This window comes from Methylophilus methylotrophus DSM 46235 = ATCC 53528 (assembly GCF_000378225.1).
Classification (GTDB): domain Bacteria; phylum Pseudomonadota; class Gammaproteobacteria; order Burkholderiales; family Methylophilaceae; genus Methylophilus; species Methylophilus methylotrophus.
In genome coordinates this window covers 384,963-397,924 of record NZ_KB905141.1, presented here as the reverse complement: position 1 = coordinate 397,924, position 12,962 = coordinate 384,963, and the positions used below count along the sequence as shown (strand labels likewise).

Genomic DNA, 12,962 nt, shown 5'->3' with positions numbered 1-12,962 from the left:
GCGTCTGGGGATTCGGAACCTAAAAATGACTTTTTAATAAATCCAGCATGGCGGTATCTCCAGCAACACCACTGCAATAAACCGTCAGCTTTGCGGCTTTGGCCTGCTCGGCAATACGGGCATGATTGACAAATAAAGGGGTGGCTTTCAGCCATGCAGCATCCTGAGCCAGGTCTAGGAGAAAGCGCAAAGCCTCACTGCTGGTGACGACGATGCCCTGCAATTTGCCTTCATGATAAGCCTGCGCCAGTACTTGTGCACTGCTTTGCGGATTGACGCGGCGGTAACATTCACCAAACACGACATCTGCACCTCGTTGTTTCAACGTCTCAGCTAGCACTTCGCGCCCGCCTACCCCGCGCACAATCAACACACGCTGCCCTTGCATCTGCTGCAACGCAGGCAGCGCCAGCAAAGCCTCGCTGTCAAATCGCTCCAAGGGGGTCAATATCTCTGCAACACCAAACTCCTGCAGATTGGCCGCCGTGGTCGGGCCGATGGCTGCAAATTTTAATTGCGCTGGAATGCCCGCCTGTTGAAGCAAAGGCATGCCATGCTGTACGGCATTGCTACTGATAAACACTGCCCAGTCAAACTGACTGAGTGGTGTGACCGCGGCATGAAAATCATTCAGGCTTTCCAGGCCTTTGATATCCAGCAGTGGAAACGAAATGACAGACCCGCCAGCAGCCTTGATAGCCGCTGTTAACTTGGTCGCTTGCTCGGGAGGACGCGTGACGGCAATAGTGCGTTCGGCCAACGGCAAGGTCATTTCACGCCGTCCAGCTCAGCCAAAATCTTATCCGCTCCACGTGAGATAAGCTGCTGCGCCAATTGCTGGCCCAGTTTTTCCGCCTCAACCGCGTTGCCAGTCACGGTTTCCTTGAGCATCTGCTTGCCATCCACGCTGGCGACAAACCCTTGCATGGTGATGTTGTCGCCCTGCTTGGTGGCATAAGCACCCAGTGGGACGGTACAACTGCCCGCCAGCGCGCGGCTGAAGCCTCGTTCAGCTTCCACGCACAACTGGGTGTCCACATGATTTAACGGTGCCAATACATCTATCAGGTCTTTGCGGTTGGCATTGATTTCGATGCCCAGTGCGCCCTGCCCTACCGCAGGAATACTGTCTGCCGGGTCGATAAACCCCTTGATGCGGTCACCTAACTCCAGACGGATCAGCCCCGCCGCCGCCAGGATAATGGCCGCGTATTGGCCCTCTTCGAGCTTGCGTAAGCGTGTCTGCACGTTGCCGCGCAAGGATTCGATTTTTAAATGCGGAAAACGTGCCTGGATCTGGCTTTGGCGGCGCAAGCTGGACGTCCCCACAATGCTGCCCTCAGGCAATTCTTGCAGACTGCTGTAGGTATTGGAGACGAATGCATCGCGTGGGTCTTCACGCTCCCCCGTCGCTGCCAGCGTGAACCCTTGCGGCAAATGCATGGGCACATCTTTCATACTGTGCACGGCCAAATCGGCACGGCCATCTGCCAGCGCATTTTCCAACTCCTTGACAAACAGGCCTTTGCCGCCAATGCGTGACAATGGCGAATCCAGAATCTGGTCACCGGTCGTTGTCATGCCCAAAATACTGACGTCACATTGTGGATATAAGGTTTGTAATCTGGCCTGGATATGCCTGGCCTGCCACATGGCCAGCGCACTCTCACGCGAGGCAATCACTAGCTTGGCTGGAGGGTTAAATTTACTCACAACGGTCTTACCTTTGACGAATTTAGCACAGCATTTTAACACGGCATCGCCCCACTTCTGCGCCTGTTACATGGCCACGCCACAATCATTGCCAAGGTGAACCTTTTGCTCCCCAAAAGAGTCATCTTGAGTTATGCTGGCAAAAAACAGCAATCCAGAAGTGACTAGAAAAGTCATTGTTTAATGATAAAAATGGAGGAACTATCCATGCAATACCAAATCGACATTTTCCTTTCTTCACTGAATCAATTCTGGGTCGAGTTAGTCCATTTTGTACCCAAATTGCTTGCTGCCATCGTCATCCTGTTTTTTGGCTGGCTGGTGGCCAAAGCTGTCAGGCTAGGCGTGAAGCGTATTCTTGAACTGACGCACTTTGATACTTTTGCGAAAAGCTCCGGCCTCGAAGCGTTTATGCGTAGCGCCAATTACAAAGTGACACTGAGCGGCATTATCAGTGAAGTACTCTATTGGCTGGTGATTTTACTGTTCGTCATCACTTGCGCCAATTCCCTGGGCCTCAACGAAGTCGCAGCACTTTTGAAAGAACTGGCCAGCTACCTGCCGCACATTATTGTGGCTATTCTGGTGGTGATTTTTGGTACGCTGTTTGCCCGCTTTATCAACCGTCTGGTGTTTGCCTGGCTACATAGCATCAAGTTTGAACAGGCATTGATCATCAGTACTTCTGCCGAATACTGTATCCAGATATTGGCGATTTTCATCGCGCTGGAACAACTGGGTATAGGCATGCAGCTGATCCACTCCCTGTTTGTGATTGTGTTTGGTGCCGTGTTCCTGGCGCTAGCGATTGCTTTTGGACTCGGGGGCCGCGACTGGGCAGCCAAGGTGATTGAACAGGCGCAGAAGAAAAAGTAAATAGTAAAAAAGGCCACCTAGGTGGCCTTAATCATATGCTGATGACGGCGGCTCACCGCCAGCGTCTCCGGGATACCCTTAATCAATACCACCCACACCGCATCACCTGCATCCTCGCCTTCCGCAATCCTTTGCTTTTCAAATCCGTTGATCGCGGCACGCGCCACCAGCGCATTGCGGTGTATGCGCACAAACTGCGTGGCATAGGTTTGTTCAAGCTGGTTGAGTGAGGTTTCCAACAAATAGCTTTTGTCACGCGTACGCACCGTCACATATTTCAGCTCGGCACGAAAATACAGGACGTCCTCGAGTGGCACCAGTAATATCCTGCCACGCCCCTGTATGCTCAAATGAGCATGTGTCTGCTGCAAAGGTTGCAAGGCCTGCGATTGCTCCGTTTGCAAAGGTCGTGCCTTGGCCAAGGCAGCTGCCAGCCTTTCACTACGTATCGGCTTAAGCAAATAATCAATCGCATTGAGTTCAAAAGCTTGCAAGGCATGATGATCGTAAGCGGTGGTAAAAATCAGGTTTGGAGGTGTCTCCAGACCGCGCAGATGTTGCGCCAGCTCTATACCATCCATCACTGGCATACGGATATCCACCAGCACAATATCCACTGGCTGATTTTGCAACAGATTGATCGCCTCCAAACCATTGGCAGCTTCGCCAATGACCTCATAGCCAGCCACATCGCCCACCAGGTCACGCAAACGCTGCCTGGCCAATGGCTCATCGTCTACAATCAGCAAACGCTGCTTAGCCATGCACCACCTCCGACATCGGCCGCGTCGGGATCAGGATTTCTACAATGTACCGCTGGTCGGCTTCATACTGCCGCAACTGGGCCTCCAGGTCATAATGCAAGCGCAAACGTTCGCGGATATTCTTGAGGGCCATTTTATTACCGCCAGACTTGTCACTGCGTGGTGGCAAAGGATTGCTGATACGCAACAGCAAACTCTTGCCACTGGGGCGAATTTCAATACCAATGAGGCCACCTTGTGATTGCGGCTCTATCCCGTGATAGACCGCGTTTTCCAGCAAAGGCTGCAAAATCAGGGGTGGGATCATAATCTCGGGCGGAATATCAGACAATTGCCAGTCATATTGCAAACGCTCATCCAGCCGCAATTTTTCGATGTTCAGGTATTGCTGGCACAAGGCAATTTCCTGCGACAACGGCACCAAGTCCCGGTTGTCGGCCATGAGCACACGAAACAACTCTGCCATATCCTCCAGCGCGTTTTCGGCACGCTGTGGCTGGCTGCGTATCAATGATAACGCGGCATTGAGGCTGTTAAACAGGAAATGGGGCCGGATACGCGCCTGCAAGGCCTGTAACCGGGCCTCGGCAATCGCAGGGGAATAGGCGCGTTGCAATAAATCCAGGTAATACAAACACATCAGCACATCTGCCACACATAGCAATATCAATTGCCATACTTGCGCGGTGGCTAACGGCGTAATCCAGCGATGATAGGCTAACGCGGACAAGGCGGTCAGGCTGATCGCCAGCAGGAAAATACTCGCAAGCGCCCATCGGTATGGCCAGCGGCTAAGATAAGGGTAAGCCAGTGTGAGTGCGCCCATCACTATTAACAGCGGTGGCGCCCAGTGGCTGCCAATCTGGGCCAGGTCGTTGAGCCATAAAGACACATTCCAGCCGGACGGGCCGTCATACACCGTCAGCAACGCCAACAAACAAAGGTGCAGCAACAGTACACGTAAGTGTATGCCCAGATTGCGAAAATTGGGAATGCGGCTAGTTTTACGCACAGCGTGATGTTCATTTATAATGTGGCTCCAGCATGATAAGTATTCAGCGCCTGTCGCGCAAGCCAGCCTTTTTGGCAGAAAGAATTTTGTTTTGACCGCATCCAAACCGACAACCCAGTCTTCTTTGCATCAAAAGGACCAAGCCTGGTCCGGCCGCTTTAATGAGCCGGTGGCAGAGCTGGTCAAGCGTTATACCGCCTCCGTCGATTTTGATAAACGCCTGGCCAGATTCGATATTCAGGGTTCGATTGCCCACGCCACCATGCTGGGTACGCAAGGGATTATTTCAGCGCAAGATGTAGAAGACATTAAACGTGGTTTGGGTGAGATCCTGACTGAAATTGAAGCCGGTCAGTTTGAGTGGCTGCTCGACCTTGAAGATGTACACCTGAATATTGAAAAACGCCTGACCGAAAAAATCGGCGATGCCGGTAAGCGCTTACACACTGGTAGATCACGTAACGACCAAGTAGCCACCGATGTGCGCTTATGGCTGCGCAGCGTGGTCGATGACACGATTGCCGGTATCCGCGCCCTGCAAACTTCACTGCTGGATTTGGCTGAGCAAAACGCCGCCACCATCATGCCTGGTTTCACCCACCTGCAAGTGGCGCAACCGGTGACGTTTGGTCACCACTTGATGGCCTATTTTGAAATGCTCAACCGCGATGCAGAGCGTTTTGCCGATGCCCGCAAGCGTATCAACCGCCTGCCCTTGGGCGCCGCCGCACTGGCAGGCACAAGCTATCCGATCAAACGTGAACTGGTGGCCGAGTTGCTGGGCTTTGATAGCGTCTGCCAGAACTCACTGGACGCCGTCTCTGACCGTGACTTTGCCATTGAATTTAATGCAGCCGCATCTTTGTTGATGATGCACCTGTCACGCTTCTCCGAAGAGCTGATTCTATGGATGAGCCCAAGATTTGGCTTTATTGATATTGCCGACCGCTTCTGTACCGGCTCCTCCATCATGCCGCAAAAGAAAAACCCTGACGTACCGGAACTGGTGCGCGGCAAAACTGGCCGTGTTTACGGTCACCTGATTGGTTTGCTGACCCTGATGAAAGGCCAGCCACTGGCCTACAACAAAGACAACCAGGAAGACAAAGAACCGCTGTTTGACGTGGCTGACACCCTGCTGGTGACCTTGCAGATTTACGCCGACATGCTGCGTGGCATCACCGTCAAAGCCGACAATATGCGCCAGGCCGCGCTGGAAGGCTTTGCAACCGCCACCGACCTGGCCGATTACCTGGTGAAAAAAGGCATGCCTTTCCGTGATGCACATGAAGTCGTTGCACATGCCGTGAAAGCGGGTGTGGAATCCGGCCGCGACCTGGCCGAATTCAGCCTGGCTGAGTTACAGGCGTTTAGTAGCACCATCAGCGACGACGTGTTTGAAGTCCTCACGCTGGAAGGCTCAGTGGCCAGTCGTAATCACACCGGCGGCACCGCGCCAGAACAAGTCCGCCGCGCCATTGCGCAAGCCAGAGTACAGTTAGGGCAGTGATGATTCCCCGCCATCCTCACCAATGGAATCTCAGATCATCGTTGGTGATGATGGCAGGCGTGATAATCGTTCTCGGCCTGACGCTCCGGCTATTCAGCCATCCCGTGCAGGCCGCGTTTGGTATCGCCAATCCCAGGCAAGAGCAATCCATGCTCTGGCCATTGCTACCTGGTGAAAGCGTCAACAGCCTCGCCGCCAAACTCTACCCGCAAAGCCCCGTCCTCCAGCAACGCTTTGTACAACAATCACTGACCCTGAGCCGCAGCCGCGGCATCCTGCTCAAAGCAGACCAGACGGCCAAGTCTGCGCAATTAATCGCCGTACCCAATGCGCAGACCCTGCATACCATCACCCACCGCATTAAAAAAGCCGATGAAGTCGATCCGCAAACCTTTGTCACCCCGGGATTGGTGATGAGTGTGCAGCTTACACAAGACGCCCAGCAAAGCTCGTGGTGGCATTTGCCTGGGCTTTCGCTGCCAAGCGTGCACCTTCCAGAATTACCGGCATCCAAAGGCTATTCCTTTTCGGTGGATCATTTAACGCGCCGTGTCATGGCCGTGAGAACGCATGTGTTGGATACCTATCAAGCTAATGCAAAAGCGATTGCTAACACCCCGCTGAACAAGCTTTATCAAGCACCGCAATTGGCATTGATTGTATTGAGCGCGCTATTGTTACTGGTGTTGAGTTTGGTTTGGGGTGTTTTGGAAGAGCGACGGCCTAAGCAGTAGCTCTTGTGTGCTTAGAAGATCATGAGTGATTTAATTTCGCCTTTAGGCGAGTGACTTTCTGTTGCTTGCCCCACAGAAAGTCACCAAAGAAGAGGGCACCCAGCCATCACGGCCTTCGGCTCCCTTGCGTTGTTGGCTACGGCCGCTACGCTTAACATCGCTACGTGAGTTAGCCTACGCCGTAACAGACTGCTTTGCAGTCTTAGTTATCAACAAAGTAAGCGGTCACGAAACTCGCCCTGACAGCTCACACAAAACGTGAGCTGTTGAGGAGCTCAGACAGTCGCTCCCTTCTCCCTTAATTTGTCTCCGCTACTCAGCGTGATGGAATGGGATTTGTCTCGCCAAACTACGAGCGTAGAAGTTTGGACCGTTCAAAAAAATAATTCTTTTATTCAATACGCCAACGGTGGCTCTCATGGGTTTTCGGGCCCCTATCTGCCGCGCCGAGTAGCGCAGTCGGCGTGGGAGGTGTCGGCCAGCGGCTGTCCGAGATCCGCGGTGGCTTGCGCAGTGTGCAAGCCACTAGGGCGAGTTTCGTTGGCCGCCCACGCTGACGAGCAACGCAGGAAACAAGCGGAAGCTAGGGTGCACTTTCTTTTGGTTACTTTATCCTTGGGCAAGCAAAGAAAAGTAACTCGCCTATAGGCGAAAAAAGAACATTACATAAAACAAACACTAATCCGAGTAGGCATACATGCTCCCCTGCGACTTTCTAATGGACAACAAGCGTAGGCAAGATTGATCGCCTAAAGACGAAACATAACAGTCATTTATCTAAACAATCAAACATCTACTGAATGATGCCCATGTTCAATGAAAATACCGCGCAGTATTCTTTCAGCGATATTGCCCCAATTCCGTTTCCCTCTGTGTCTTCCCATATCCCGCCTGCACCCGTAGCGCCCGGCTGATATACCCATTGAGTTTCTTGCGCGCTTCATCCACCAAGTCACCATCCCGAAAAATCTTGGGGTATTGATAGCCCAGCCAGCTGTATAAACTCAGGTGCTGGCAAATCAGTTCTGCTTGTTCTAGATATTCTGCCTGTTGGCCTTTCAACCATTCCGGCATGAGCGGCAATGGGCGAGGCTGATAGTTGTCTATCGCTTGTATGCACTGCACAAAATAATCCCGTGCAATCGGCACCTGTATCGCCAATGGCGCGCACATCAGTCTGAATTTATCGCGCATCGCTAGTTTGGGGGCCGTTTCATCAATCAATAACGCCTGTTGGTATTGCAAGGGCGTGACATGCCATTGCAATGCGGTCGCGCCAGATTGGCGTTGATACTGCGCATGCAGGGTTTCCACGCATTCTGCCAGCCGCCAGGTAGGGATTTGCTGGCTGAGTGCTTCAATATCGCCGCCGCCTACGGTAATAGGCAAGGCAAAGGGTGCGACGGTGTCATCACAGCCTAGCATTTCATGCAGGTGCCATTGCTCGTCATCTTCGAGCACGGTGACATAACCGGTGTCATATAAACCATGGCGGCCTGCGCGCCCGGCAATCTGGCGCATTTCGGTGGCATTGAGCGGGCGCGGTGCCACGCCGTCGAATTTGTGGATGTTGGCAAAAATCACGCGGCGAATAGGCAGGTTCAGGCCCATGCCAATGGCGTCTGTCGCGACCAGTATCTGCGCTTCGCCATTGGCAAAGCGGGCTGATTCGCCGCGCCTGACTTCGGGTGACAGGGCGCCATAAATGGTGGCGACCTGAAAGCCCCACTGGCGGATACGTGCAGCCAATGTCAGTACGTCTTTGCGGCTAAAGGCAATGATGGCATCGCCGGGCTGCAAGGCTTTGCGCAACTTGGCAGCATGGTAGCGCTCACCACAAATACTGGCATCTTCAATCATGAGCGGGGTCATACGCTCGAGGTAGGTGAGGGTATAGGGTTCTTGCAAGGCATCGAGTAGCCGGGTGCAGCTTTCGGTCACGCTATTGGCACCGCAGATAAATACCTGCTTTGCGGGTACGCCCAGCAATGCGGCTGTCCAGGCACTGCCGCGGTCGGGGTCCATCAGCATCTGGATTTCATCTATCACCGCCACATCGACGGCATGGTCTGGGCGCATCATTTCGATGGTTGAAGCCGTATGTTGCGCCCCTGGCATCAGGATACGCTCTTCACCGGTCACCAGGTTGCACGGCACACCGGCTTGCGTTAAGCGGTCACGTACCTCCATTGCCAACAGCCGTAGCGGGGCGAGATAAACGCCAGAGTTGGCTTGTCGCAGGGTTTCCAGGGCCTGGTAAGTTTTGCCGGAGTTGGTTGGGCCCACATAAAAATGATGCTGGCGACGCAACTTGCGGGCGAGGTTGAAACGGCTGAGGTAAGCCTGAAAATCGGAAAGCGACATGGCCTCCATTCTAGCAAAACGGGTAGAATGGCGAGATGCAAATTAAACTCTTACCCGATCAGTTAATCAGTCAAATTGCCGCCGGTGAGGTGGTTGAGCGCCCGGCCTCAGCGCTTAAAGAACTGCTTGAAAACAGCGTGGATGCGGGCAGCACGCAAATACAGGTCGCCTTGCAGCAGGGTGGCATGAAGTTACTGAAAGTGACTGATAACGGGCACGGCATTGCCAAGGATGAGCTTGAACTGGCATTGACTCGCCATGCCACCAGCAAGATACAAAGCCTGGAAGACTTGGAGCAAGTCGGCAGCCTGGGGTTTCGTGGCGAGGCCTTAGCCAGTATTGCCTCGATTTCACGCACGGTGCTGACGAGCCGCCAGCAGGCTGCCAGTCATGCCTGGCAAATCGCCGCCGAAGGCACACGCCAGCAAAATATCAGCCCTGCGGCATTAGATGCAGGCACCATCGTCGAAGTGCATGATTTGTACTTTAACACGCCGGCACGCCGCAAGTTTCTCAAAACCGAGAGTACCGAGTTTGGTCATTGTGAAGATGCCTTTACCCGGGTGGCATTGTCACGCCCCAATGTGGGTTTTTTATTGCAGCACAATGGCAAAGCCATTTCACGCCTGGCGGCCAATACTCCGCAGCAACGCATTACTGATGTGCTCGGGAGTGAGTTTGCTGCGCAAAGTATATGGCTTGAAGAAGAGAGCGGGGGGCTGCGCCTGTGGGGCATGACAGCCTCGCCTACATACCAGCGCCACAGCCGGGATAGCCAGTATGTGTTTGTGAATGGACGTTTTGTGCGTGACAAACTCATCGCGCATGCCATCAAGCAGGCTTACCAGGATGTTTTGCATGGCGACAAGCATCCGGCCTTTGTCCTGTTTCTGGAGCTGGATCCCTCATTGGTCGATGTCAATGTACACCCGGCCAAAACCGAAGTACGCTTCCGCGAATCGCAAGCCGTACATCGCTTTATCTTTCATAGCCTGCACAAGGCGTTAGGAAAGACTTCGGCCGAGATTCACGCCAGCCAGCCGTTACAGGCACCCTTTAATCCATTCAGGCCAGTTGCCGCACCTGCTTTTAGCATGCCGCAAGAGCAGGTGGAAATGCCTTTGCAAACCCGCTCGGTATTTGACTATCAGTCCGATAGGGCGGTCAATCGCAGCCCAGCAGTTGCCCAGCAGTTTTATGGTCAATTGTATGGGGATTTAAAACCTGATTTGAATCTGGATCATGTGCAAGGTGGGCATGTAGCTGAAGCACTTATCAATCCGGGGTCATCCATTGATTCGTCAACGGCCCAAGATCAAAGTGATGCTCAAGCACCTCAGCAATATCCGCTCGGCTTTGGCTTGGGGCAATTACACGGTATTTATATCCTTGCGCAAAATGCGCAGGGTCTGGTCGTCGTCGATATGCATGCCGCTCATGAACGCATCATGTACGAACGCCTGAAAAATGCCTTGAGCGAGCAGGCCATTTCCACACAACCTTTGCTGATCCCCATCAGTTTCTATGCAGAAAAGGTTGAGGTTGCTACCTTGCAAAGCTTGAATGGCAGCGACACCTTGCAACAACTCGGCTTTGATTTAGCCACTTTATCACCCACTACCATCGCTATTCGTGCGGTACCCACCATGCTGCAAGATGCAGATGCTGTCGCGCTAGCGCGTGCCGTATTGCGCGACTTGCATGAGTATGGCGCTAGCCGTGTATTGCTTGAACGGCAAAATGAAGTTTTAGGCACTATGGCCTGCCATGCGGCCGTCAGAGCCAATCGGCAACTCACCCTGACAGAAATGAATGCTTTGCTAAGGGACATGGAAGCAACTGAAAGAAGCGGTCAGTGCAACCATGGCAGGCCTACCTGGTTCCAGGTGAGTTTGAATGATCTGGATAAGATGTTTATGCGTGGACAGTAGTTGAGCGGTCTTCACCGTTTTGAGATTAGTTTAATGGGTGTTAGCTCACTCTCAATCAAAGGTAAAATCCAGCATAAACTGCTCTTGGATATTATGGGAGTTATCAGCGCGTATCAGTCCACTTGCTTTTACACCTAACAGGCGGATGTTCTTGCCTAAGTCTATCCTTTTTAGACATTTCCCAGCGGCATGCCGTAATGATTTTGCGTCGCTCACGGGGGCAGGTAAAGTCAGGTCGCGAGTGACCGTTTTGAAATCATCGAAGCGTAGCTTGATGCCGATCTTCCGGCAGGTATAGCCCTTGTGCTGAAGATCGCTGGCGACGCGCTCACATAGGAGAGTGAAGGCCTGGCTTAACACTGGTTTGTCACGTAACGGGTGTAAATTGCGTTCAAAAGTGGTTTCCCGGCTCATGGAAACCGGGGTGCTTTCTGTGACCACCGGTCTGTCGTCTTGCCCGTGCGAAACACGATGCAACCACCTGCCATAACTATTGCCAAAATGCTGTACCAGCCAGGCTTCACTCATGGAGGCAATCTCACCTATCGTATCGATATTCAGTGAGGCGAGTTTTGCGCTGGCTTTGGGGCCTATACCGTTGATCTTTTTTGCTGGCATGGGCCAGATACGGCTAGGTAAATCTGCCATGGTGATCACCGTAATGCCATCGGGCTTTTGCATTTCTGAGCATAATTTTGCCAGTAGTTTGTTTGGTGCAATGCCGACTGAACAGGTCAGGCTGGTGGCGGCAAATACGGCAGATTTTAACCGTTGTGCGATCTCGGTGGCATCGCCCGGCAGCGTGGATACGTCGGCGTATACTTCATCAATGCCGATATTCTCAACCAGTGGACTAACGCTACGAATTGCCTCTTTGAAGAGCCGTGAGTAATGGCGATACAGTTCAAAATTCACAGGTAACAAAATCGCATCAGGCGCGAGTTTGGCTGCTCGCATGGTCGGCATGGCAGAGTTGAGGCCTAGCGCCCGCGCTTCATAAGTGGCAGTGGTTAGCACACCGGGGCCTGTGTAATCCCGCAAGCGCGAGAATTCGCGGGTGCCATCTTCCCTGATCCTTGGAGTATGTGAGGAAGTCCCGGCCACCACCATGGGCAAACCTTTCAGCTCGGGGTAACGCGACAATTCACAAGATGCGAAAAAGGCATCCATATCAATATGTGCGATGCGTCTGGTTTCCTGGTCTGGCATATCAAGGACTTAGAAGCCTGGCAGAAGATGGAGCATCAGGTATGCAAAATAAAATATAAAGCACTAGCCAAATATATTGGGGAATATCTAAAGCTGGATTATCCCATGTCATGCAATAAAAAAGCATGCTTTGCATGAATGCTTTTGATCGTTGATGGGCAATCATCATTGCCTGGATTGTTGTGACAAGATGGTGCCCAATCTTGTTCAAAGTGATGGCATCAAGGGTTTCTCTAAGTTCAATAAGGCCTAACTGGGTAGGCCTTATTTTCATATCAAAAGCTACTGAATCACGCCCAGCTGTTTGAATAAGCCGTAAGTATCCAGCACATCCCAATGTTCGGCGAGTTTGCCGTTTTCTATTCTGAAAATATCCACGGCATAAATACGGTAATGTTTGCCAGTGGCGGGGATACCTAACCATTCACCTTGCTGGGTGCCGGAATACACGCCATAGGCCCAGACGGTGTCGCCTTCAGCCACCAGTTTTTCCAGTTGATATTCCCAGTCAGGGACAGCCTTAAACCAGTCAGCGAAAAACTGTTGAAATCCGCTTAAGCCTTGTGGCACCAACGGGTTGTGTTGAATATAAGTTTGCTGCATGAACTGTGGCAGTTTGGTGAAGTCTTTTTTGACAAAAACGGCATCGGCAAAGTCTGCCAGCAGTTGTTTGTTTTGTTGGATTTGATCTTGTGCCATAGTGAGGTTTCCTTTCGTTAACAGGGTGGTAAATAACAAAGCGGTGAGTAGGGATTTAAATAGCTTCATTGGTCTTCGTTTCATTTTTAAAATGCTTGCGTGGTTAGGACGGTATGCATAATAATTTCAATAGTTACTTTTAGTAAGTAG

Annotated in this window: 11 protein-coding genes; 4 read left to right on the top strand and 7 right to left on the bottom strand. The window is 52.3% G+C overall.

Features of this window, described 5'->3' with window-relative positions; genetic code table 11:
- Nucleotides 1–19: 19 nt before the first annotated feature.
- Both F463_RS0101880 and hemC read right to left on the bottom strand, forming a co-directional pair.
- Nucleotides 20–772: a uroporphyrinogen-III synthase gene (locus F463_RS0101880; protein ID WP_018985345.1), complete on the bottom strand. Its 753-nt coding sequence runs from the start codon at nucleotides 770–772 to the stop codon at nucleotides 20–22.
- Nucleotides 769–1,713, bottom strand: a complete 945-nt coding sequence (gene hemC, locus F463_RS0101875) for a hydroxymethylbilane synthase (RefSeq protein ID WP_026295218.1) — start codon at nucleotides 1,711–1,713, stop codon at nucleotides 769–771. Before hemC ends, F463_RS0101880 begins: the two co-directional genes overlap by 4 nt.
- Before the next feature lie 207 nt (nucleotides 1,714–1,920).
- Here hemC and F463_RS0101870 point away from each other — a divergent pair, with 207 nt between their 5' ends.
- A complete protein-coding gene (locus F463_RS0101870; protein ID WP_018985343.1) occupies nucleotides 1,921–2,589 on the top strand; it encodes a mechanosensitive ion channel family protein in 669 nt (222 codons plus the stop codon).
- A 17-nt stretch (nucleotides 2,590–2,606) separates the two neighbouring features.
- On the opposite strand, the gene F463_RS0101865 is transcribed toward F463_RS0101870, so the two are convergent.
- Both F463_RS0101865 and F463_RS0101860 read right to left on the bottom strand, forming a co-directional pair.
- The gene (locus F463_RS0101865; RefSeq protein WP_018985342.1) at nucleotides 2,607–3,353 is read right to left on the bottom strand and encodes a LytR/AlgR family response regulator transcription factor; all 747 of its coding nucleotides are present in this window, start codon (nucleotides 3,351–3,353) and stop codon (nucleotides 2,607–2,609) included.
- On the bottom strand, nucleotides 3,346–4,365 hold the full coding sequence (locus F463_RS0101860) for a sensor histidine kinase (protein ID WP_018985341.1): 1,020 nt from the start codon (nucleotides 4,363–4,365) through the stop codon (nucleotides 3,346–3,348). Before F463_RS0101860 ends, F463_RS0101865 begins: the two co-directional genes overlap by 8 nt.
- A gap of 91 nt (nucleotides 4,366–4,456) precedes the next feature.
- Here F463_RS0101860 and argH point away from each other — a divergent pair, with 91 nt between their 5' ends.
- Nucleotides 4,457–5,875 (top strand): argininosuccinate lyase, encoded by a 1,419-nt coding sequence (gene argH, locus F463_RS0101855; RefSeq protein ID WP_033413108.1) that lies wholly within the window; start codon nucleotides 4,457–4,459, stop codon nucleotides 5,873–5,875.
- A gap of 50 nt (nucleotides 5,876–5,925) precedes the next feature.
- On the top strand, nucleotides 5,926–6,609 hold the full coding sequence (locus F463_RS0101850; protein ID WP_154650023.1) for a hypothetical protein: 684 nt from the start codon (nucleotides 5,926–5,928) through the stop codon (nucleotides 6,607–6,609).
- Nucleotides 6,610–7,449: 840 nt separating this feature from the next.
- Here F463_RS0101850 and F463_RS0101845 read toward each other — a convergent pair.
- Nucleotides 7,450–8,973, bottom strand: coding sequence for a helicase-related protein (locus F463_RS0101845; protein ID WP_018985338.1), 1,524 nt, complete (start codon nucleotides 8,971–8,973; stop codon nucleotides 7,450–7,452).
- Nucleotides 8,974–9,008: 35 nt separating this feature from the next.
- Here F463_RS0101845 and mutL point away from each other — a divergent pair, with 35 nt between their 5' ends.
- Nucleotides 9,009–10,904: a DNA mismatch repair endonuclease MutL gene (mutL, locus tag F463_RS0101840; RefSeq protein ID WP_018985337.1), complete on the top strand. Its 1,896-nt coding sequence runs from the start codon at nucleotides 9,009–9,011 to the stop codon at nucleotides 10,902–10,904.
- Between the two features lie 51 nt (nucleotides 10,905–10,955).
- On the opposite strand, the gene dinB is transcribed toward mutL, so the two are convergent.
- Together dinB and F463_RS0101830 are read right to left on the bottom strand one after the other, a co-directional pair.
- On the bottom strand, nucleotides 10,956–12,113 hold the full coding sequence (gene dinB, locus F463_RS0101835; protein ID WP_026295216.1) for a DNA polymerase IV: 1,158 nt from the start codon (nucleotides 12,111–12,113) through the stop codon (nucleotides 10,956–10,958).
- A gap of 282 nt (nucleotides 12,114–12,395) precedes the next feature.
- Nucleotides 12,396–12,812 (bottom strand): ester cyclase, encoded by a 417-nt coding sequence (locus tag F463_RS0101830; protein ID WP_245545101.1) that lies wholly within the window; start codon nucleotides 12,810–12,812, stop codon nucleotides 12,396–12,398.
- Nucleotides 12,813–12,962: the final 150 nt, after the last annotated feature.